Consider the following 21,876-nt stretch of genomic DNA (forward strand, 5'->3'; position numbering starts at 1 on the left):
TGCTGTTTTTCGATCATATTCAAAGGGAGTCGACTCGCATGAAGATCGCCACCTTATTGCGCGCCTCGTTGTTTCTGGTTGTACTCGCCCTTTGTTCGCGCGATGCCGCGGCGCAGGTGAAACGCTATCAGCCCAATCGGGCGCCCCTGAGCCCCTATTTGAATCTGCTGCGGCCCGAAGGTGCTTTGCCTAACTACTACGCCCTGGTGCGGCCGCTCGAAGAGCAGCGACAGTTTGAACGAAACACCCGAGGCTTTGAACGGCGGCAGAATTTGCTCAACCGCGATTTGGAGCTGCAAATGGGGCAGCCTTCGGGAATCATTGCGACGGGTACCGCCGGCCGTTTTATGAGCGATGGGCAGAGCGGAGCCTACCTCAATTCACGCCGCTATTTTAATCAGTTCCAATCCCAGAGATTGAACACCAACCGGCGCCGCTGACTGGATGCTAGTTTTTCTGCGCGACGTGGAAAGTACAGACTGCTCCCAGCGCTCGGACTTGAGAACCTCCACGCTTTTAAAGCGCTTGTGCCTCTCGATCTCCCTGTGAGAATCGAGCAGGGCTTAGCAAGACAGGCTGGAGCCTGTGCTCTGGTCTAGCGCTGCACGCGCACCGGGGCCGGGGTGGGGTGTCGGCATTGGTCAATCAACTGCCGAGCTTCGCGGCGTCGCTCTTCACGCTCAGGTTCGATCAGCGCCGCGACAGGGAATTCCGTATCGCACTCCGCGCAGTGATAGTACGGCAGACGGTACTCACTGACGATGGCGTTCCCCATGGCTTGCCTGCAGGCTGGACAATCGCGATTGCGGAGGATGCCCAACCCCCATCCGACGACCAGACTGAATCCGCCGAGAATCAAAGTCACATAGCATAGACCGGCGAGACTCACGTGCGATCCCGTCCCCGTCCAAGGCAACAACGCGAAGACCGTGAAAGCCAGGACCAGCGACATCGCAATCTTGGCTGAGAACCACATCCAGCCAATTGTGGTCCGGTCGCCACCCGGGACGAGCAGCATCATGGCACCGGTCGTTCCGGTCTTTAGACGGTGATAGGCGGCCCGAAGTTGACTTGAGACGCTGCTTTGCATGGTGATTTTCCCTATACCGACTCCGGCATCTCGCCCACGACCGCAAGGTCCTGGTGCATGACGAATTTCGACGTACGCAGCCTATAAACAAGCCTAGCTCACATTTCGGACACCACAAGAAAACAATTGTGACCGGCAGTCAACGCCGCTTGAGATATGCCCACGGCTTGCCCTTGAACGAATTTTCTTGTGACTGCCTCTCGCGCACTGTAAAATGTGCGTGATCATCTCCTCTCCGCCAGGGTGATTGCATCCGAAACTTGCGGCAGGCGCGCCGGTGTTTCGTTTGTGCCGCATGACTGGCGTATTCATAAATTGCGCTTCCGTGAGCTGACATCTTTTGTCATCTGGAATCTTGAGTTGGTTTGACGACCAGTGAGCACAGGCGTGTTGCACGCGCTTCGGGCGACGTCACCTAAGACTCGTTTCATCAATGTGCCCCTAGCACAGGGAGGAAGTTTCCATGACGGACGACATGTATGACCGAGATGATTGGACGGAGCAGGGCGAGAGCGACTCGGGGATTATGCACGAACCGGTAGCAGATCCGGGCATCTTTCAAGTCTACCAGGCCGGAAGAGTGACTGTGGTCGGCTTTCGCGGGAACGACATACCCGCGGGGTTTTGGATCGGCGGATATCGGGAAGCGCTCAAGAGCATCGTTCAGGAGCATGACTGCGAGGAGTTGTCGTTCGACTTGACCGGAGTCACCAGCGTCCCCAGTGGCATGCTGGGACTGTTTGTGTCACTCAGCGAATTGGGGGTGAATCTTTCGGTATACAATCCTAGCGGCGAGGTCCGCGAAGTTTTGCATACGACAAATCTCAGCAAGCTTGTGGAGGTTCGCGACATTGACATGGGGACCGGCCCAGAAGACTAATCGGTCCCTTCACTGACCATTCGTTCCCGCGGGCCGCACACGCTGTTTCATCAACGTGACCTCGTTGCCGGTGGCGTTGAATTCCAGCGCATCCATGAAGGTCCGCATCAACAGAATCCCGCGACCAAACGGCCGGCCCAGGTTTGCCGGGTCGGTCGGGTCGGGGAGAAGCGTCGGGTTAAAGCCGCACCCTTCGTCGCGAATCACAAACAATACATGGTCGGCGGAAAAGGCAGTTCGCAAATAAATCTGGCGATCCCGATAGGGAGTCTCTTGGCAGCGTGATTTGGCCAATTCGTAAAACTGGTCTCCATCCTCCAGTTTCAGCTCCGACCGGATTTCTAAATTGCCGTGATAAAACGCGTTATGCAACGCTTCGTCGAGTGCGGTGCCGATCCTTGAATAATCGCTGTCGTGACAAACCTCGAATTCGCGAAGCAAATGACAGACAAATTGTACCGCCGTCGAGAGCAATTGCGGATCGTTTTCTAACGTAAACTCAAACTCGCCTGTGGTCATCCGGCTCTTCAGTTGGCGGCGATGACGGTGTTCGCTGACGGTCGCCAATACGCGGCTCACTGTTTCGGGCAGGTCGCGTGCCAGTCGTTTCTTGGTGACATAACTGGCCGCCCCGTTCTCCAACGCTTGCACAGCGATCTCTTCGCTGCCCTTGCCGGTCATTAGCACCACGGGCAATTGTGGAAATTGTTTGCGGATCGCCTGCACCAGTTCCAGCCCATTCATATTGGGCATTTGCAGGTCGGTCACCACAATGTCGGGGGGATGTTGTTCGATTTGCGCTAACGCCTCACAGCCGTCAGCGGCGAACGTCACCTCCACCTCCTCATTCTTTTTCAATAGGCCGGCCGCCAAACGGCGATCCGTAGCGGAGTCATCGACGACAAGGACAGTTGTCATGATGTGCCCGTGCCTTTCCGATCAGGAACTGCGAAGAAGTGAATCACGTTGAAATGAGCGGAGGAGAATGGAGGTCTCCTCCATCGACTATTTTGCCAATGATCGCCAAATATTACCAGTTCGATTTTTCTAAGTCGGCTGCAACGTGGCTTAGCTTTCTGAGTAGGAGGGTTGACATCTCCGTTCTCAACCTGTGCTGCAGAAGCATTCCCCCTTTGTGGAAAAATTTGGTGTGCAAATATGAGTGCAGGATTTGGCAGCGTGGAGGGTCAATGGTTGAGCGAAAACCCTCACCCCGGCCCTCTCCCAGAGCAACAAATTGCATCTCAATGTGGTGAAACAATCATCGGGTGGCAGCGATTGCCAACGGCAATCGGTGTGCCGCAGGCACAAGACGCAGCAGTTTCAGCTCTCCCTGACAACAAGATTCTGCTCGTTGCAGAGCGCGGAAATTGCGGCTTCTTGCGGGCTGCGCCCGCCCCGATAGCAGAGCTATCGCGGCCACCCCGAACTTTTTACCAACCGAACACTTCGATCATGACCCGTCTCGCAGTTGCAATTTATTGCTCTGGGAGAGGGAGAAGTTGTTGGGGCGTTTAAATTTCACTTTCTGCATTGAACGAGAGATTTGCGCAATGGAGAAATTTACCCCAAGTCGCAAAGTATGCCCAGAGTTAAAATTTAGGGCAGCGGTTCTATTGCCCGCGCACGTCGAAGACTGAAAAATATTGCCCGCGATAAACAACCGGCAGGTCTGTCTCGTCGTTGGTGCGTGCGATCACAAAATCGATCAGTTCTCGGTCTTCAAATTGGTTCACAATCTCACGCGACATTGTGCCCGCTAGCCGGGACTCTTCCCAAGTCCTTAGCAGATCATACCGCCGTTGCCATTCGAGCAAGCTGGACGCATCCTGTGGGCAATCTTTGTAGTTCACGTATTCAGCCCGCTGACCGTACCACTTAAACCCCCAGCTATACGAAGGCGTCAGCACGCGCGCATCGTCTGGAGCATGCTCCGATGCCCAACGGCAACTCGCCTGCCAATCGGCGAGCACCAGTGGGTGAAAACGTGTGGGGCTGCGGTCCACCGGCATCACCAACAGTGTGTAGGCAAACGCCGCTCCACAAACGAGGTAGGCCATTCCATAAGCTGCGCGCTGCTTTTGAGGGAGTTCGCTGAATCCATCCGCCCATTGTTGAAAGAGTCGAACCGCTAACACGGCGACTGCCAATGGCATCAGGACATCGAATAATCGAAACGGATAGAATTTCAACAGCGACGCACTTTGAATTCCAAGCAGAGGAAATCCGAACCGAGCGACAAGTCCCCCAACGGCAAACAGCACGCTGGCCATCAAATACCAGTTGAGGAAATCCCCGCCGGCAGATATTGCGGCCCGCTTACGGAAAGCAATCCAGACAATCAGCATCGCGGCATAACAGGCGTAGGCGCGTAGCGAAAAGACCGCTGGATCGAGATGGTGCTTGAGGCGGCTAAAAACCTGGATGCGATCCGCTTGAGCGGCTATTTCCGCCGGGGCACCACCCAGCGTCTGCAGGGCAGGGTAAAGTCCGGGAGCTGCGCACACACCAAACAGCACGGCGGCGGCTGCGATTTTTGGCAGGGAGTCTATTCGTGCGTGGTCGCCACGTAAAAAACGGGGGACCCATACGCCGGCCAATGTCGCCAGCAGACACCAAATGCCCACCACCGGGTGAAAACTAACGGCAAATCCCAACAGCGCAGCAGGACGCAGCAAACAGCCGCGCGCCGCCAATCCGGCCGCCCAAAAGGCGAAGCCGTAGGCGAACACTTTGCCTTCAACCCCGCCGATGATCCATTCGCCCGCCAGATTCCCGACGGCCATCATGCCGAGATAGAGCGCCGCAGTTGCCAGCACGGGGCGTATGCCGGTCAGCAGGACCGACAACAACGATTCCAATCCGACCGCTAGCAGCAACAGCGCCGCCACACGGGAGATCACTGCGGTCTGCTCCAGCGAAAACCACTGGGTGAGGCTGCCCACGGTTGAGTAGAAGACAAAGTGCGGGTTGGACGACTCCAAAAACAAATCGCCGTGACCCCAAGCGGGGTTCCAGACGTGCTTGGCTTTGGTCAGATAATGCGGTTCATTGACCGCGGGTATCGGTGTTCGCACGAAGCTGTAGGCGATAAAGCCGGCGAACAGCAATACGATCGTCCAGCCACGTTGTCGTCGTGTCCACCAAGGCTGGTTGGGCTGCCGGCTGCTTGGCAGTTCCCGTTGGGGCTGGTCCATAGTCGGATCGCTTTGTCAAAAAAACGAGCAAACTGCGACACTGAAACAGCGTCTCCGGGCTGAAACAAAACGACGCTACTTCTTGGCTTTCTTTTTAGCGGCTTTTTTCTTCGTCGCCTTTTTCTTTACCGCTGCTTTGGGAGCGGCCTTTTTCTTAGTGGCCTTCTTTTTCGCAGCCTTTTTATCACCAAAGACAGCGTCCCAGTTGTTCCAAAATTCCGGCGTCGTTCCCGTTCGTACGATCGGACCACTCATGGCTCGGTCTCCAATAACTACCTAATACTACAATTGCATTGACAAAAATGGGTTGTGCGACAAGCAACGGAGCACAGGCAGCTTGTCCATCCTCGCGACATCGACAAATTCCACCGAGGAAACTGAAAGGCCTATCGTACTTCCATTGCTCGGGATTATCGATTGCGAATGGCAGATATAGGCGGTCCCGCCATGATTCACAACCCTAGGGCCAAAATTCTCGCTGGTTGCTAAGCGCTTGCCCGGCACTGAGAAGTTGCCTGCGGATGGCACTTTGGCAAACACTGGCGTAACATATTCTCGCAACGCATTACAATCCCAGCGGCGAAGAATTCCAAGGAGAAGCTCATGTCATCGATGAAAGGCCCAGCTGTTTTTCTGGCCCAGTTTCTCCGCGATGAACCGCCGTTCGACGACTTACACACCATCGGTCGCTGGTTTGCCGACATGGGGTTTCTCGGTGCCCAAATCCCCAGTTGGGACCCGCGAACGATCGACTTAGCGCAGGCAGCCGCCTCGAAAAACTATTGCGACGACTATCTCGGCTGCTTGGCCGAGATCGGTTTGCAGCCCACCGATTTGGCCGGATACCTACAAGGCCAAGTCCTCGCCGTACATCCGGCGTATGAGATTATGTTCGAAGCCTTTCATCCTCCCGGTCTCAGCGGTCAAGAACGAACGGATTGGGCGAGCGAGCAATTGCGGCAATGCGTGCTGGCATCCGAGCAGATGGGGCTGACCACCGTTCCGGTCCTCTCAGGCGGATTTGCCTGGCATATGGTTTATCCTTGGCCGCAACGCCCCGCGGGAATTATTGAAGAGGCTTTCAAAGAACTCGCCGCCCGCTGGTTGCCGCTACTCGATTTTGCGCTGGATCATGGCTGTGTGTTTACCTACGAACTGCATCCCGGGTCCGACCTCTTCGATGGGGCCACGTATGAGATGTTTTTGGATCAAACTGGCAATCACCCCGCTGCCTGCATCAATTACGACCCCAGCCACTTTCTGCTGCAACAACTCGACTACCTCGAGTTTATTCGCATCTATGGTGAGCGGATCAAGGGTTTTCATGTCAAAGATGCAGAGTTCCGTCCCTCGGGACGTGTGGGTGTGTATGGCGGCTATCAACCCTGGTCCGGCCGTGCATCACGGTTCCGTTCGCTGGGGGACGGACAAGTCGATTTCACGCAGGTCTTCACGTTGCTGACCGAAGCGGGTTACGATGGCTGGGCGGTGATGGAATGGGAATGCGCCGTCAAAAGCCCAGAGCAGGGGGCCCGTGAGGGCGCGCCGTTTATTCAAAAACACATCATCGAAACCAGTGACGTCGCCTTCGACGATTTCGCCGGCGGCCACGCGGACATGGGGGCGAATCGTCGTATGCTGGGGTTGGAGTGAATAGTGGCCGGTGGCCGGTGGCCGGTGGGCAGTAGGCAGTAGGCAGTAGGCAGTAGGGTTTTGGGGTGTTTGGCGGGGCTGGGAATTTGTTTTGTCTGTTTTCACGTTCGACCTGTTTGTTGAGAATCACTCATATATAGAGCAGACGGTTTCAACGACCGTTTGCCGTTCCATTGATTTCTGGCCACCGGCCACTGGCCACTCTTGTCATTCGGAGAACTCGCATGCAACCTTGGAAACGTAAACTGCGGATGGGGATGGTGGGGGGCGGGCAGGGGGCCTTTATTGGTGGGGTGCACCGTACGGCGGCTGCTTTGGATGGGCAGATCGAATTGGTCGCCGGCTGCTTTTCGCGTGATCCGGAAAATACGCGGCAAACCGGGGCTCAGCTGTACCTCGATCCGGCGCGGTGTTACGACAGTTACGAAGAGATGGCAACTGCCGAGGCGAAGTTGCCTGCTGATCAGCGGATCGATTTTGTGAGTGTTGTCACGCCCAACAATTCGCACTTTGCGATTGCCCAGACGTTTCTCAAAGCTGGGTTTCATGTCGTCTGCGAAAAACCGATGACGTTCAACCTTGAAGAGGCCGATCAGTTGTGCCAACTCGTCGAACAGACCAATTTGGTGTTCGCCCTGATGCACAACTACACCGGCCATCCTCTCGTACGTCACGCCCGCAATCTGTTTCAGAACAATGAAATGGGGACCGTCCGTAAGGTGGTCGTCGAGTACCTGCAGGATTTCCTGATGGTCCCGCACGAAAAACTGGGCCACAAACAAGTCATCTGGCGCGTCGATCCCACCCAAGCGGGCGTTGGTGGGACGTTGGGCGATGTCGGGACGCACTGCGTGAATTTGTTGGAGTATGTCACGGGCGATCCGATCACCGAATTGTGCGCCGACAAAAGCACGTTTCTTCCCGACCGCGTATTGGACGAAGACGTCAACGTGCTGTTGCGGTTCGCTTCGGGGGGTAAGGGAGTGCTCACCATCAGCCAAGTCGCCACCGGAGAAGAAAACGGTCTACGACTCCGCGTGTATGGTTCTGAAGGAGCCGTGTTGTGGGGGCAGGAGGAGCCGAACAAATTGGATCTGTTGCGCTACGGTCAACCGCGACAAACACTGACCCGCGGACGTGGAGAATTTCTCTCCGAATCAGCCAGCGCCTGCACGCGGATTCCGGCCGGACATCCGGAAGGGTATCTGGAAGCATTTGCCACGATCTATTGCGGCATCACGGAAGCCATTCGCGCCCATCTCGACGGCCAACCGCTCAAGACTGAGCAATACAATTTTCCCACAGTCTACGACGGTCGCCGCGGCCTACAGTTCATCACCCAAGCGGTAGAATCCTGCGCACAAGGATCGATCTGGATGCCCATGACTTAGACAGCCCCCAACGTCCTGTCCCCTCAAGCCTCAAGCCTCGCGCCTCAAGCCTCACTGCGGCACCGCTGTCGAATTGACAATCTGTCGGATCACAGCTTGCGAGCGTTCGCGGCGGCCTTGACGCATGACGCCGCGACAGATGACGCGGTGAGCCAACACCGGTTCGGCTAGTCTTTTGACGTCGTCGGGAATCGCAAAGTTCCGTCCTTCGGCCAGCGCCATGCCTTGCACTGCCCGATAAAAGATGAGCGCGCCCCGGGTGCTGACGCCGAGTTCCAATTCGTCATGCGTGCGCGTGGCGGCGACGATGTCCAGCAGATAATCGTTGATGGAATCGTCAACACGGACGTCGCGGACAGCCGCCTGCAGGGCGATAATGTCTTCTGTGGTGAGCGTGGCTTGCAATTGATTGACCGGTTCCCCTGTGCGGTGCATGGTGAGGATGTCGCGTTCGACTTCGCGCGAGGGATACCCTACCTCGATGCTCATCATGAACCGGTCCAATTGGTTTTCCGGCAGCGGATAGGTCCCCTCGTATTCCAACGGGTTTTGCGTCGCCAGGACCAGAAACGGTGCTGCCAACGGTCGGGTCTCGCCTTCGATCGAAACCTGATGCTCGCTCATTGCTTCCAGCAACGCGCTTTGAGTCCGCGGCGTTGTGCGGTTGATTTCGTCGGCCAGCAAGATGTTCGTGAAAATCGGACCTTCGCGAAATTCGAATTCTCCCAGGTTCGGCAAGAACACACTGGAGCCGAGAATATCACTCGGCAGCAAGTCGGGCGTAAATTGAATCCGGCGAAACTGGCAATTGAGGCTCCGCGCCATCGCCTTGCCCAGCACCGTCTTGCCCACGCCCGGTGCGTCTTCAATCAGGATATGTCCATCGGACAGCAAGGCGACGACTGCCATACGAATCGCCTCGGGTTTTCCCATCAACACGCCGCCGATCGCTGCCTCGAGTTGCTCTATCTGTGCATTGACTTGTGTGGACAACCTGGAACCCCGATTTTTAAGACCCATTATGAGATAATAATTAAGCTTATGAGATAATAATTAAGCCGCCATACTCAACGATCGGACCAGAGAAGTCAATTCCCCGCGCGAACCGAGCACTCGATCAGTATTCTTCTCCTGGCCAACCACCGTCGCTGCGACACACCCCGTTCCGCAAGTCTGCCAACTGAAAACTGTCCGTAATCTCTTTGACTATTATGGGTAACGTCGCTGTGGTCGACTGTGGCCCATCCCACAGACCTTGAAGAACGTGCGTACATTTTCACAAGGCGACGTGTCTCATAACGCAAGAACAGGTACAGGTTTTACAGATTCATTGGAATTGACCAGTTCTTCAGGTCGAATCAACTAGAAGGATCGTAATTGCGCGAAAATTCGTCTCCTGAATTCCATGGATTCCAGGCCGTTTCCCCTCATTCGCCGAGCCGTCATCTTGTCGTTGCTTCTTGAGACTCCCCAAATTGACTGCCGATGGAGATTGCGCACTGCGTGCGGAATGGTGCTCGTGGCGGCGCTGTTTCTCCCCGGGTGTGGAATTTCACGCGAATACAACACCGTGGATGTGTCGCCGCCGCCCATGGCGCAAAACGATATTGGCCACTCCCATCCGTTAGCAGGCTTGCCTAGCCCGAATCCCAATGTTCGCGCAGAGCCGGTCGTCGCTAGCGTTTCACAAGCCTCAGCCGTCATGCCCGCTACGACTCTCCACTCGACTCCCCCGCCTCAGGAAGTCAACACAGATTGGATCCAGCCGCCCGTCGCCCCTGTTTGTCAGCCTGGTTGTTGTCAAACCGATTGTTGCCGGACCAGCCTCTCGCCGCAGTTGTATCAAGCACTCTACGGACCACCGCCGAAATTCAACTTTCGCAGCGATTTTCATAATTGCTGGGGGACGTTGGTCGATGATGCGAAGTCGACCGTGACCTGGAAAAACGTGTTTATCATGGGAGCTGCCACCGGGGCTGCGATTGGCATTCATCAAGACTGGGACGACAAGGTTCGAGCCTATACTGCCGAACATCCCAGCAGGTGGGGGAGTGGTGGTGAAGGGATCGGTTACTTGGGCGATTTCACGGTGCAGATCCCCGTCTTGGCCGGACTGTATTCCTATAGCCTGTGGGATCAGAACGAAGAACTGCACGATTTGAGCAGCACGCTAATCAGCGCCTACGCCGTCACCACGACCACAACCACTTTGATCAAGGTGGCGGTGAATAGTGATCGCCCCTCAGAGGATTTCAACGGCGGAAAATTTGGATTTCCTTCGTATCACACCTCCAGCAGTTTTGCGTTGGCATCGGTGCTCGATAAATACTATGGCCACAAAGTCGGCTTGCCCGCTTATACCCTGGCCGGAGTGATTGCCTGGACGCGCATCGACGAACGTGATCACGATCTTTCCGACGTCGTATTTGGCGCGGTCTTGGGAACGGTGATCGGTCGCAGCATCGCTGCCAACCATCTGGGTGAAGATACGGATGTCGTCCCGTTTTACGAACCGGAAAGTGGCGCTGCCGGAGTGGCGTTTGGCGTGAACTATTGAATGGAATCCGTGGGCAGTGACAAACGGCCGCGACAAGCTGGCTAAGAGGTCAGTAACTCGGCCGTCAGGTGATCGACGCCGTTGTAAAAGTCGAGTTGCGTTCCTTCGGGAGTGATCACGACCTTGCTGATGCTGGAATTAAACGGCACGGTGATGTCGTCGTCTTCCGTCACATACCCACCGAACATGGCATCGAGGACCAGGCACTTGAGCATGCCGTGAAACACGAGCGCGATTCGTTCGTCGGTATGCCCAAATTCTCGCTGCGTCCGCTCGATGACCGTCTCCGCACGTCGCCGCGCATCGGCCACCGATTCAAACGGTTTGGACTGCCACCAGCCACGGTGGTCAAGCTCGGCAGGCAATTGGAATTCCGGATACAGTGCCCGGATTTCAGAGTCGGACATGCCCGGCCGTCCTTGATAGCGATCAGCGATCAGATCGGCCGTCGGATCGGGACCGGTACAACAGCCTCCCTGTTCGTGAATATCGACCCACACCTCTGCCGGTACGCCGGTCGCACGTCGTAATTCCTCAGCCGTATGCAATGCACGCAGGAACGGGCTGGCAATAATCCGCGTCAATCCCAACGGACCCGCCCATTCTGCCAAGCGGACGACCTGTTCTGCTCCAATGTCGGTCAGTGGAGGATCCTGATGCCGCTCCACAAGAGGATTCGCATTATTCGCCGATTGTCCATGGCGTATCAAAAAAAGTTCCATGCTGTCGTCGTTCGCTGAAAAATGGGGCTAAAAAACTGTTCCGCACAACCCAGGCACAATCATACCTCACCTGCCAAAACCGTCAACGAGTCGAAAACCTGAGCGGGGACTGTGAATAAATCATGTAGGAGCTATCGGGGGGGTTAGGTAGTGGAAACCGCTGTTTGGGTTTCCTGGATCTCGATCGTCTTGCCTGCAGAATGTGCGCTGGAATTGCGGCTTCTTGCGGGCTGCGCCCGCCCCGATAGCGGAGCTATCGCGGCCACCCATTGGTGTGTGATTGGGGTGCATTGGCGGTAGCTTTGCGCATTGCTTGCCAAGGAAATTCTCGGGAGAATCCTCAATGACATGGAACGCACAATGCGACGGCAAGTTGTCGGTTAGGGATGATAGAGAGTCACACCGAAAATCTGTGTTTCATCTGTGTTCAATCTGTGGCTAAGAAATCACCATCACAGTTGGTTGTGGTTCCGTCGCGCTAAGAGCTTTGCGTGAGTCTTTTTAAAACGACCGGTGGCTAGAACTCGCCGTACAGGTCTTTGAGTTTGCTCACCGCGCGGGCCCATAGCATTTGCACTGCCGGGCGCGTGCGGTCCATCCGCTCAGCGACTTCGTCAAACGGCAGTCGCTGCAAGCTGCGGAGGATGATGACCTCTTGATGATCGGGCGCGAGTTTTGTGATGCAGTCGGCCAACTGAATTTCTCGTTCACGCTGCATGACCAGTTCACTGGGGCTTTCGCCGCCGGAACTGGGTTCGCGGGTGAACCCTTCAGACAAATTTGTCGGTCCGACTTGCATGGGGACTTCACGGCGCTGCTGACGTTTTTCTGTGCCGCGATAGCGTCGCACAAAGTCGGTCGCGTTGTGCTTGAGGATTTGCTTCAACCAGGTCAGCCATTCCCCCTCGCTGTTCCCACGGAAATCGCCGAAACCGCGATAGGCGTCCAGCATGGTCTGCTGCACCAAATCGGACGCATCGACTTTCACCCGCAACCAACTCTCGACCTGCACGCGGGCCACAATCGCCAGATAGTTGCGGCATTTGTCGAACAATTCATCGCGCGCCGCCTCATCGCCACCGCGAGCACGGTTTAACAGTTCCACAAGTTGCGAGTTATTGTCTTTATCCATCAGCAAGGCATCCTTAGAGTTGCAGGCGCGTGCATTTTAGTCTGAAATGGTCGCTGCCCGCCATCCCGGTCTTTGGTGCCGAACTCGCAAGCCCGCTATGCGCCGTATTACTAACAATCAAAACTTGGCGTGCGATCCAGATTTCACTTAGGCACACGAAGCAGTGAACCACGGACGACTTGAAACACCGAGCGCGGCCTTCGAACGCAACGACAGGAAAATTAAACCACGAAAACAACGAAAGACACGAAAAGGAATCGACGTTTATATCTATAACAATTATTTTGACTTCAATGGAATCGACGCAAGTCTTCGTCGTTTCTCTCTAATTGTTTTCGTATCTACAAATAGTCAAATTTAGCGAGTCAAACGCGAATTTTTTGCAGGGCTTCCGTTGGTTTGGGATGATAGAGAGTCACCCTCGGAAATCCGTGTTTCATCCGTGTTCAATCTGTGGCTAAGAAACTAACGGTCCTGTTTCGTTGCGGCTTTGCTTTGCTAGATTCTTCGCTTCTTTTGTGGTTATATTTGCGATGCTCTGTGAATTGTGCCAACAGGAACCAGCCACCAGCTTTCACCATCTGATTCCCCGCACGCTGCACAGCAATCGATGGTTCAAGAAGAACTTCACACGTGAGCAAATGCGCAGCGGGATCGATGTTTGCCGGCAATGCCATCGCTCGATTCACAATTTTGCCAGCGAAAAGGAACTCGGCCGCAGTTTTTACACGATGGAGTTGCTCTTAGCCCATCCCGACGTCGCGAAATACGTCGCGTGGCGACAACGCCGTGAGCGGTGAAGTGCGGTTTGCTCAATCTAATTTAGTCGAACCGTGCTCTGTACGCACTGGCAAGCTGACGCCGTCCCCTGGATCATCTTCATCGGTTTCGTTCCGAGAAAAATAAGCGGCCAGGATCCCCGCGAGAAGGGCCATCCCGAAGAGGATCGCAAGAGGCTTCCAGCCTCCCATGAACCAGAGCAACAGCGGCACCAATACCACGGAGCCGTACGTCGCTATGCGGGAGATCAGGTCGGGGTGCTTCTCATCCATGCGATGCATTGTAACTTATATAGTGGGTTCCAGGGCTGTCGGTTTGCTTGAAAAACTGAATGTCGGCTAATCTGATCCACTACCAGATTTCCCGGCGGGTGGTCGCTGGCCGATGAAATTGGCATAATGCCCGTTTGCCCTTGATCGACCGCTTGTGGTCGCCTGATCGTAATTCATCCATGGCAGGCGGGAGCCTGCCCTACTTGATATTCAACCGAAGGAAATATCCCGTGGCCGCTACGCTTAGCCAATTCGCACAGACTCTCAGCGTCGAAACCGCTTTCACGGTGCTTGCCGTTGCTAAACAACTCAAAGCTGCCGGCAAGGATGTTGTCGAACTCGAAATCGGCGACAGCCCGTTTGAAAGCACCGCTTCGGCCAAATCGACCGGCATTCAAGCGATCAACGAAAACCAGTCGCACTATTGCCCCTCCAGCGGGGTGCCGGCGTTTCGCGAAGCGGCTGCCAAGTTTGTTAAAAACGAATTCGGCATCCCGGCCGCTGCGGAAAATATTATTCCCGGTCCGGGCGCCAAGGTCTTTGAGCAATTCTTCTGCGAGGCGTTTCTCAATCCGGGCGACGGTGTGATGGTTTTCAGCCCGTTTTTTCCCACTTACATTCCTAACATCGAACGTCGCGGCGCGCGGGCGGTGCTTTGTCCGCTCACGCAGGGAAATGAATTCCGTCCACAAGTCTCCGACATCGAAGATTTTCTGAATACCGATGCCGCCCCCAAGGCGATCTTTCTCAACTCGCCGCACAACCCCACCGGCGGCGTGACCACCGAAGACGACCTGCGAGACATTGCCGATTTGATTCGCGGCAAGGATATCGCCGTCTTTTCCGACGAACCGTATTGCCACATGATTTGGGAAGGCCAGCATCATTCGATCCTGTCGCAACCCGGGATGATGGACCAAGCGGTCGCCGCGTATACGTTCAGCAAATCCTACAGCATGAGCGGTTGGCGGTTGGGCTTCGCCGTGTCGAACAAGGAAATCTCCGATGCCATTGGCAAAATGATTAACACCACGCTCTCCTGCACGCCAACGCTGGTGCAACTGGCCGGGGCAGCGGCGCTGGAACAAGATTCGTCGGAACGAGACCGCACAATGCTATTGTTCCGCGAAAAGGTTGTCCTGCTGACCGAAGGCCTCAACAAGATCCCCGGTTTCCACAGCCTGGACCCGACTGCCACGTTTTATGTGTTCCCCAACGTCGCTCCGGTTTGCAATGATCTGGGTATCACCAGCCACGGCTTGGCGTTGTATCTGCTCGAAGGGGCGGACGATGATTTCGGCGTCGCCTGTTTGGGCGGGGAATGCTTTGGGGATGCCGGCGCTGGATTTTTGCGATTCAGTTGCGCCGAACCCAACGACCGTCTGCAACAGGCGCTTGAATTCCTGCCCGTGGCACTCAGCCGTACCGAACGCATCGCCGCCTTTTTGGAACAGAACCCCCAATACCGGTTGGCTAAACCGTACCCAACCGAAGCGTAACGCCGTGCACTGTAAACGTACGTCGGGTACCACTGCTGGCTTGTCCAGCAGTGCCGGCTTACGGAAAAGTTACCCTTCGGGGGGATTCGATCGACGTTTGCACTGCTGGACGAGCCAGCAGCACCCAGGATTACCGTTTCAATTTCCATGCGTAACATCCGCCTGACCATCGCCTATGACGGCACGAATTACTGCGGGTGGCAGGTGCAGCCCAACGGCACGTCGATTCAAACCGTTGTAGAGGCAGCCGTAAAGAAATTGACGTCTGAGTTCGTGAATGTCCTTGCCTCGGGGCGGACCGACTCCGGAGTGCATGCGTTGGGGCAGGTCGCTCATTTCCATACGAATTCGCCGATCCCTTGCGATAAACTCCGCAGCGGCTTGCAGCGGTTTTTGCCCGACGACATTGTCGTTCGCAGTGCGGAAGAAGTCCCGGCCGAGTTTCATGCCCGTTATGATGCGGTTCGCAAACGGTATCGTTACGTGATCCACAACAATCGCGTGGCGATTCCATTTTTACAGCGCTACGTGCATCGGATCGGTAAACCGCTCGATGCGGCCGCCATGCACGCAGCGGCGCAATCACTGCTGGGCACGCATGATTTTCGCAGTTTCGAATCGCACTTCCCCAATCGTTCCAGCAGTGTCCGGACGGTGATGGAACTAAATGTTACACGGCGCGTGGGCTGGGACCTTTGGTCGCCAACGCCCGGCGCTGTGGCTGAGGATGGGGATTTCATCTGCATCGACATCATGGCGGATGGTTTTTTGTACAACATGGTTCGCAGCATCACCGGCACATTGCTGAAAGTCGGCTACGGCAATTGGCCCGTTGACAAGGTCCGGGAAATCCTGGAAAACCAAACCCGCGACCACGCCGGTGCGACGGCCCCCCCGCACGGTTTGTATTTGGTGCATGTCGACTATGATAGGGAAAACGTCGTTTCCAATTCCCCCGGCGACCCGTCGTAATCACACATGAAAACCGTCCACATCATCACCCGGCTGATTCTTGGCGGCGCGCAGGAGAACACCCTGCTGACCGTCGAAGGGCAACACCACGACTGGGGCGACGATGTGACGTTGCTCACCGGACCCGCTCTGGGACCCGAAGGCAGCCTGCTCGAGCGAGCGGCGCAGCGCGAATTGGACGTGCGAATCGTTCCCGAATTACGGCGAGAAATCCATCCCCGCCGCGACTGGCAAAGTTATCGCTCGCTGATACGCATGCTGGCTGAAATCGAACCTGACATCGTGCACACGCATAGCTCCAAAGCGGGGGTCATCGGGCGCGCGGCGGCGACCAAGCTGAAAATCCCGGTTGTGCATACGATCCACGGCTCGCCGTTTCACGAATTCCAAAGCGCGGCAGCGTACCAAGTGTATCGTAGCTGCGAAAAATGGGCCGCTCGGCGATGTGCCCGGCTGATCAGTGTGTGCGATTCGATGACCGATCAATACGTCGCGGCCGGCATTGCACCAAGGTCGATGTTTCAAACGGTCTACAGCGGCATGGAGGTCGAACCGTTTCTCAATCCCCCCGTCCCCCGCGCGGATGTTCGGCAAGAACTCGGTTTTACTGAGGAGCACATTGTCGTCGGTAAAATCGCGCGGCTGTTTCATCTCAAGGGGCACGAATACGTCATCGAAGCCGCCGGTGAGGTTGTCCGAAATAATCCCCACGTCCGTTTTCTGTTTGTGGGCGATGGCATCCTACAACAGCAACTGCAGCAACAAATCGCCGCCGCTGGTTTGAGTGAGCATTTCGTGTTCACGGGACTGGTTCCGCCGACGCGGATTCCCGAATTAATCGGGGCGATGGATATCGTCGTACACACCAGCCTCCGCGAAGGGCTGGCCCGCGTCTTGCCGCAAGGGCTCATCTCCGGCAAACCGGTGATCAGTTACGACGTCGATGGTGCTCGCGAAGTGTGCATCGAGGGAGAGACGGGGTTTCTCCTGCCGCCGAAATCTGTGCCGCAATTGGCCGAGGCAATCGGCAAACTGGCCGACTCTCCCGAGTTGCGAGAACAATACGGACGAACCGGCCGCGAACGTTTTACCGACCAGTTCCGGCAGCAGACCATGGTGCGTGAGTTGCGCGAGATCTACCAAGCTGTGATCGATGGACCGTAGGGTCCTCTGTGCGGACCGCAACGAATCAGTAGGTCATGCTGTGCATGACAATGCTTTAAGAAGCGTTGCTCTTTCACGATTCGTCATGCACAGCATGACCTACCACTAGATGATTCGTGCGGTTACAACTCGCACGATTCGCCCGGTTTGAGAATCACTGGTTCGGTATTTGTTTCCGCTTTCACACGTTCGCCCCAGGTGGCGGCGTTCTGCGCGATGGGGTCCCAGGTGTTGTAATGATCGGGGATCACCCGCTTGGGTTCGATCAATTTCACCGCTCGCAGCGCGTCGTCGGGGCCCATTGTGTAATTGTCGCCGATCGGCAGAATCGCCAAGTCGATTCCCTCTTCGCCAATCAGCTTCATGTCGTAAAACAAGCCCGTGTCGCAGGCGTGGTAGATCGTGCCGTCGGCCAGTTTCAAAATCACGCCGCACGGATTTCCGCCGTTGGATCCGTCGGGCAACATCGAGCCGTGGTGGGCGATCGTCAGTTTGACCGTTCCGAAGTCAAACGCGTGGCTGCCGCCGATGTGCATGCCGTGTGCCTTTTCGACTCCTTGTTCGTTCAGCCAAACAGAAATCTCATGGTTGGAAATCACCGTGCAACCGGTCCGCTTGGCAATCGCCACGGCATCTCCCACGTGATCGCCATGTCCGTGCGAGACGATCAAATAGTCGGGCTGCACCTCGTCCGCGGTGACAGTCGCCGCTGGATTGTCTGTGAAAAATGGATCGATGATGATCGTTTTTCCAGCGGCAACAATTTGAAATGTCCCGTGCCCCAGATAGGTGACCGACGTCGACATGCTGTTCTCCAAAATCGATTTTGTCCGTTGTGCTCGCGACTATGAGCGGCTCAAAATCGCGTTCATGTTTCGCTTGTAATCTTCAACCCCGGGTTGCCCATAAGGATTGATCCCCATCAAACGTCCTTCGGTGGCCGTCGCCAGCATGAGCATTTGCAACAAGGCGCCGATGTTGTAGGCGTCCAGTTTGGGCAAAACCAAATCGGCTGTCGGACGGTTCACGTCGGCATAAGCCTGATTTGTGCCTTGCATGGCTGCTTGCAGAATCTCCGGCAGGTTTTTGCCGCTGTATTTGTTCAACTCGTCCTGATTGAGTGCATCGGGGACAGCCGGCACCGTGACTGCGCCGTTGGCATCCGGTTCGACATACAGATTGGTGATCAGCTTATCGAGCGTCCCTTCCTGGTGTTGCTGTCCACGGCTGTGCAGATCACGGGTATTGACGCCCGTAATCGGCGTGGCCCCTTTTTCTGCTTTGCCTAAACTTTCAGCCAGCAATTGGTCGTACCAAAGCCCAACCACTTCCAACCGTTTGCCCCAGGTCGAAAGGACGCGGATGTTTAAACCGTGTTCGGTTTCTAGATAATGGCTGACCGCCGTGTATTGCAGTGTCGGGTTGTCGTCGTAGTCGGCTGTGTGGAAACGTTCAGTGGCATCGGCAGCGCCTCGCAACAACTGTTTGATGTCGATTCCCAGCACCGCCGCCGGCAACAAACCCACAGCAGTGAACACGGAAAACCGTCCCCCTACGCCGTCGGGAATCGGAAACGTCGCTGGATATCCCCGCAGGTTCGAAAAATTGCGGAGCTTGCCCGTTTCGCCGGTTACGGGGATCACAAGGCCTAGTGCTTCGGCGGAATCGCTTCCGTAGAATTCTTCCAACGCTTGGCGAAACACGCGAAACGCGACCGCAGTCTCCAAGGTTCCGCCCGATTTACTGATGACCACAATTCCCCAGCGATCGGCGATCTCAGCCGGATCGGTGCCGGCGGCCAACAGTTCCAACAATCCGCTGACCGCAGCGGTGTCGACGTTGTTGCCTTCGAACGATAGCTTGGGAATCCCGTTGCGTTTCTCACGCGACAATTCGTTGTGGTAGGGATGGCAGAGCGCTTCGAACAGCGCGCGGGCCCCCATATAGGACCCGCCGATTCCCAAGACCAGCATGCGGTCGACCTGGCCGGCGAATTGCGCAGCGGCGGTTTCGATGCGCCCCAGTAACGAGTCGTCACCCGATTCGTCCCATTCGGCCAACAGATGTTTGGGAAGTTCGATAAACCCTGCGTCCAGCGGCTGTTTCTCCGCTGGAATATCGCACCCAGCATGCAGCAAGCCGACATCAGCGATGACTTCGTTCCGCGCGGCCAGCACGGCTGTTTGAACTTTGTCGAAATCGACGGCTTGAATTAGGGACTCAGCCGCGGCGGCGGAATAACGGATGTGGTCGCTCATGCAATGGTCCCTCATGCTGATAAAAGGAAAAATTCAAGTAGCCGCTCGGCCTAAGCAATTAACATTTCTGCGGGCGGCGGTTCGATGCCGAAGTCTTCGATGGTCAACAGCGATCTCAGCGGCAAGTCGCGTTTGGCAAAATTTGCCGCTCCACCTTCCATGCGGTCGACAATGGCGACGACCTGCACGACTTTACAGCCGAATTCTTCAATGCGGTCGACGGCCAACAGCGAACTGCCACCGGTAGTCACCACGTCGTCGACGATCACCACCCGCGCCCCGGGTTGCACCGGGCCTTCGATAAATTTGTTGGTGCCGTGTCCTTTGGCTTCTTTGCGCACCAAAAACCCCTGCACATCCTGGCCCCGCTCGGCAGCGACGGTGATTGTGCCGCCGATGATCGGATCGGCCCCGATCGACATCCCGCCAATCGCGTCGTACTCGACATCGGCGAGTAGATCGAGCAAACCTTCGCTGACCTGTCGCAGTCCCTCGGAGTGCAACGTGATTTGTTTGCCGTCTAGGTAATAGCTGGCTGTTTTTCCGGAAACCAGTTTGAACTCGCCGAATTTCAACGCGCGTTCTGTGAAAAGTTCAATCAAGCGATCTCGATCGTACATGGTTGCGTCTTTCTCTAAAACTAGTTTCAAAACCTTTTGCTGCGTCTCGCGTGTCTCACAATCTGGAGGTCAAAACCAAGTACAACCAAGTTTCGAAACGGGTTCTTAAGAGCCCCCGGCCCTGAATGTGAAGAATCGTAGATGGCAGCGAATAGTGCGACCGGCACCCGGGCTGCGTCGCGGTTAGATCATACGCGCCCTGCACCGAATTTCAACGCTGCCCGCGTCCCCGCCTCGTCCCCGCGGCAAACTGAATCGGTATGTGTGCCCAGATACGAGAAAAAGACGTGAAGGCGGGTGATTTCCTTCACGTCTATGCAGGGTGGCTTGGGGGAATGCGGGCTATTTCCAGCGATACATCGACTGTTCATTCAACGCCCGAATGAAGAGCTGGTCACCGCAAACCGCAAGATGAGCCCAAGTCGGTTCGTCGCTGATGTGCCGTTTGTCTATTAACTCGAATTGCTGCGGATTGGCGCGGATTAAGAGCAGATCACCCCGTTCGTCCAATGCCAAAATCCGGTCGCCTTGTGCGACCATCGACCAGTACTTGCCGAACGGCTTGGTCACCCAGGCCTCTTGCCCTGTTTCGATATTAATACAGGCAAAGCGTTTGTTACGCAGGTGCAAATAGATGTGGCCGTCAATCACCACAGGCGATGACATGTAGCCTTGAACTTTATTCCGCCAGCGTTGTTCGGCTGTAGCAGCGCCGTTGTTGAGGGTATACAAATACGAACCGCCCCCGTAGCTGCTGGTGAACACCGAATTGCCAATCACGGTCGGCGTTAAGATATTCATGCCCCGAAATGCGGGGATTTCTTGCGACCACAGTTCCTCTCCCGAATCGAGTGCGACGCCAGCCAACTTCTTGCGCGTTTGTACCAAGAGTTGTCTTTGACCGTTGATCGTTCGGATAACCGGCGAGGAGAATGCGCTGCCGTACATGCCTCCGCCATCGCGCAGACCATGCCAGATGATCTTACCGCTGTACTTATCTAATTTGACCAGCCCGGCGCCTGCTTGAATGTAGACGAAGTCTCCGTCGATCAATGGAGAGCAGACACAACCGAAGGCGGGGAGTTTTGCGCCGGTTGTCTGTGCAAAATCGACGCGCCAGATTTCCTGTCCGTCAGCGCCGTTTAAGCAAACCAACACATCACGGATTCCCGCTACATACAATCGTTCCCCATCAAAAGCGGGTGTCGAACGAATCCAATCGCCGTTGGACTTGGCGAAAAATGGTACGTTGATGGCTCCGGGCCAGGAAATCTTCCACAGTTCTTTCCCGGACTGCCGATCCAAGGCGCGCACGACTTCGGTTTCTTTGTCGACGGTTTCGGTCACAAACACCCGGTCGGCTGCTACGATCGGCCCAGAGTAACTTGGCCCGAGCGGAACGCTCCAGACTTTTTGCAGATGCTCCACGTCCAAGGCTGGCGGCCATGCCGGTCCCTCGACCTGGGAGTCTCGCTGCGGACCGCGCCATTGCAGCCAAGTGGCGATGGGTGATTCTTCGGATCGCGCTGCGGCGGGCAGCGCGGAGATGATCAGAATGAGACTAAATCCACTCAGACAGGAGTGACAATTGAATCGCATGGTTCAGCACCTTGGACCTGTTTAAGGGAGACAGCCAGACCACGCTTGTCAGCGTGCCGAAGGTTTCTAGTGCACTGACCAGAATTGGCA

General features: G+C 55.8%; 21 protein-coding genes. 9 read left to right on the forward strand and 12 right to left on the reverse strand.

Going from position 1 to position 21,876, the window contains the following annotated elements; genetic code table 11:
• Positions 1-38 precede the first annotated feature (38 nt).
• Positions 39-440, forward strand: a complete 402-nt coding sequence (locus tag Mal52_RS06000; RefSeq protein WP_145374802.1) for a hypothetical protein — start codon at positions 39-41, stop codon at positions 438-440.
• A gap of 155 nt (positions 441-595) precedes the next feature.
• Here the strand turns inward: Mal52_RS06000 and Mal52_RS06005 are convergent, their stop codons facing one another.
• Entirely contained in the window at positions 596-1,090 is a 495-nt protein-coding gene (locus Mal52_RS06005; RefSeq protein WP_145374803.1) for a hypothetical protein, read from the reverse strand.
• A gap of 463 nt (positions 1,091-1,553) precedes the next feature.
• Between Mal52_RS06005 and Mal52_RS06010 the strand changes: the two genes are divergently transcribed.
• Positions 1,554-1,970, forward strand: a complete 417-nt coding sequence (locus Mal52_RS06010; RefSeq protein WP_145374804.1) for an STAS domain-containing protein — start codon at positions 1,554-1,556, stop codon at positions 1,968-1,970.
• Between the two features lie 9 nt (positions 1,971-1,979).
• Here the strand turns inward: Mal52_RS06010 and Mal52_RS06015 are convergent, their stop codons facing one another.
• The 3 genes from Mal52_RS06015 to Mal52_RS06025 all read right to left on the reverse strand — a co-directional run bounded on the left by Mal52_RS06015 (position 1,980) and on the right by Mal52_RS06025 (position 5,422).
• The gene (locus Mal52_RS06015) at positions 1,980-2,888 is read right to left on the reverse strand and encodes a response regulator (RefSeq protein ID WP_145374805.1); all 909 of its coding nucleotides are present in this window, start codon (positions 2,886-2,888) and stop codon (positions 1,980-1,982) included.
• Between the two features lie 695 nt (positions 2,889-3,583).
• Positions 3,584-5,167 carry a DUF6798 domain-containing protein gene (locus tag Mal52_RS06020; protein WP_145374806.1) on the reverse strand — a complete coding sequence of 528 codons (1,584 nt, stop codon included), beginning with the start codon at positions 5,165-5,167 and terminating at the stop codon, positions 3,584-3,586.
• A 75-nt stretch (positions 5,168-5,242) separates the two neighbouring features.
• Complete coding sequence (locus Mal52_RS06025; protein WP_145374807.1) at positions 5,243-5,422, reverse strand: RNA polymerase subunit sigma; 180 nt, start codon at positions 5,420-5,422, stop codon at positions 5,243-5,245.
• A gap of 348 nt (positions 5,423-5,770) precedes the next feature.
• On the opposite strand from Mal52_RS06025, the gene Mal52_RS06030 reads away from it, so the two are divergent.
• Both Mal52_RS06030 and Mal52_RS06035 read left to right on the forward strand, forming a co-directional pair.
• Entirely contained in the window at positions 5,771-6,820 is a 1,050-nt protein-coding gene (locus Mal52_RS06030; protein ID WP_145374808.1) for a sugar phosphate isomerase/epimerase family protein, read from the forward strand.
• A gap of 224 nt (positions 6,821-7,044) precedes the next feature.
• On the forward strand, positions 7,045-8,211 hold the full coding sequence (locus tag Mal52_RS06035; RefSeq protein WP_197534691.1) for a Gfo/Idh/MocA family oxidoreductase: 1,167 nt from the start codon (positions 7,045-7,047) through the stop codon (positions 8,209-8,211).
• Between the two features lie 51 nt (positions 8,212-8,262).
• On the opposite strand, the gene Mal52_RS06040 is transcribed toward Mal52_RS06035, so the two are convergent.
• Positions 8,263-9,231 (reverse strand): AAA family ATPase, encoded by a 969-nt coding sequence (locus tag Mal52_RS06040; protein WP_145374809.1) that lies wholly within the window; start codon positions 9,229-9,231, stop codon positions 8,263-8,265.
• 499 nt (positions 9,232-9,730) lie between these two features.
• Between Mal52_RS06040 and Mal52_RS06045 the strand changes: the two genes are divergently transcribed.
• Positions 9,731-10,768, forward strand: coding sequence for a phosphatase PAP2 family protein (locus Mal52_RS06045; RefSeq protein WP_197534692.1), 1,038 nt, complete (start codon positions 9,731-9,733; stop codon positions 10,766-10,768).
• Between the two features lie 41 nt (positions 10,769-10,809).
• Here the strand turns inward: Mal52_RS06045 and Mal52_RS06050 are convergent, their stop codons facing one another.
• Both Mal52_RS06050 and Mal52_RS06055 read right to left on the reverse strand, forming a co-directional pair.
• A complete protein-coding gene (locus tag Mal52_RS06050) occupies positions 10,810-11,490 on the reverse strand; it encodes a histidine phosphatase family protein (protein WP_145374811.1) in 681 nt (226 codons plus the stop codon).
• Positions 11,491-12,007: 517 nt separating this feature from the next.
• Positions 12,008-12,622, reverse strand: a complete 615-nt coding sequence (locus Mal52_RS06055) for a sigma-70 family RNA polymerase sigma factor (protein ID WP_145374812.1) — start codon at positions 12,620-12,622, stop codon at positions 12,008-12,010.
• Between the two features lie 533 nt (positions 12,623-13,155).
• Here Mal52_RS06055 and Mal52_RS06060 point away from each other — a divergent pair.
• Positions 13,156-13,422 carry a hypothetical protein gene (locus Mal52_RS06060; RefSeq protein ID WP_145374813.1) on the forward strand — a complete coding sequence of 89 codons (267 nt, stop codon included), beginning with the start codon at positions 13,156-13,158 and terminating at the stop codon, positions 13,420-13,422.
• Positions 13,423-13,434: 12 nt separating this feature from the next.
• Here the strand turns inward: Mal52_RS06060 and Mal52_RS06065 are convergent, their stop codons facing one another.
• Positions 13,435-13,674, reverse strand: a complete 240-nt coding sequence (locus Mal52_RS06065; protein ID WP_145374814.1) for a TraX family protein — start codon at positions 13,672-13,674, stop codon at positions 13,435-13,437.
• A 230-nt stretch (positions 13,675-13,904) separates the two neighbouring features.
• On the opposite strand from Mal52_RS06065, the gene Mal52_RS06070 reads away from it, so the two are divergent.
• The 3 genes from Mal52_RS06070 to Mal52_RS06080 all read left to right on the forward strand — a co-directional run bounded on the left by Mal52_RS06070 (position 13,905) and on the right by Mal52_RS06080 (position 17,309).
• Complete coding sequence (locus Mal52_RS06070; protein ID WP_145374815.1) at positions 13,905-15,173, forward strand: pyridoxal phosphate-dependent aminotransferase; 1,269 nt, start codon at positions 13,905-13,907, stop codon at positions 15,171-15,173.
• Positions 15,174-15,320: 147 nt separating this feature from the next.
• Entirely contained in the window at positions 15,321-16,145 is an 825-nt protein-coding gene (gene truA, locus Mal52_RS06075; RefSeq protein WP_145374816.1) for a tRNA pseudouridine(38-40) synthase TruA, read from the forward strand.
• 6 nt (positions 16,146-16,151) lie between these two features.
• Positions 16,152-17,309 (forward strand): glycosyltransferase family 4 protein, encoded by a 1,158-nt coding sequence (locus tag Mal52_RS06080; protein WP_145374817.1) that lies wholly within the window; start codon positions 16,152-16,154, stop codon positions 17,307-17,309.
• 122 nt (positions 17,310-17,431) lie between these two features.
• On the opposite strand, the gene Mal52_RS06085 is transcribed toward Mal52_RS06080, so the two are convergent.
• From Mal52_RS06085 to Mal52_RS06100, 4 genes are all read right to left on the reverse strand, one after another.
• A complete protein-coding gene (locus Mal52_RS06085; RefSeq protein ID WP_145374818.1) occupies positions 17,432-18,115 on the reverse strand; it encodes a metal-dependent hydrolase in 684 nt (227 codons plus the stop codon).
• Between the two features lie 39 nt (positions 18,116-18,154).
• A complete protein-coding gene (locus Mal52_RS06090; RefSeq protein WP_145374819.1) occupies positions 18,155-19,567 on the reverse strand; it encodes a glucose-6-phosphate isomerase in 1,413 nt (470 codons plus the stop codon).
• Between the two features lie 50 nt (positions 19,568-19,617).
• Positions 19,618-20,187: an orotate phosphoribosyltransferase gene (pyrE, locus tag Mal52_RS06095; RefSeq protein WP_145374820.1), complete on the reverse strand. Its 570-nt coding sequence runs from the start codon at positions 20,185-20,187 to the stop codon at positions 19,618-19,620.
• Between the two features lie 342 nt (positions 20,188-20,529).
• Positions 20,530-21,786, reverse strand: coding sequence for a PQQ-binding-like beta-propeller repeat protein (locus tag Mal52_RS06100; protein WP_145374821.1), 1,257 nt, complete (start codon positions 21,784-21,786; stop codon positions 20,530-20,532).
• Between the last annotated feature and the right edge of the window lie 90 nt (positions 21,787-21,876).

The sequence above is a fragment of the Symmachiella dynata genome (genome assembly GCF_007747995.1).
GTDB lineage: Bacteria > Planctomycetota > Planctomycetia > Planctomycetales > Planctomycetaceae > Symmachiella > Symmachiella dynata.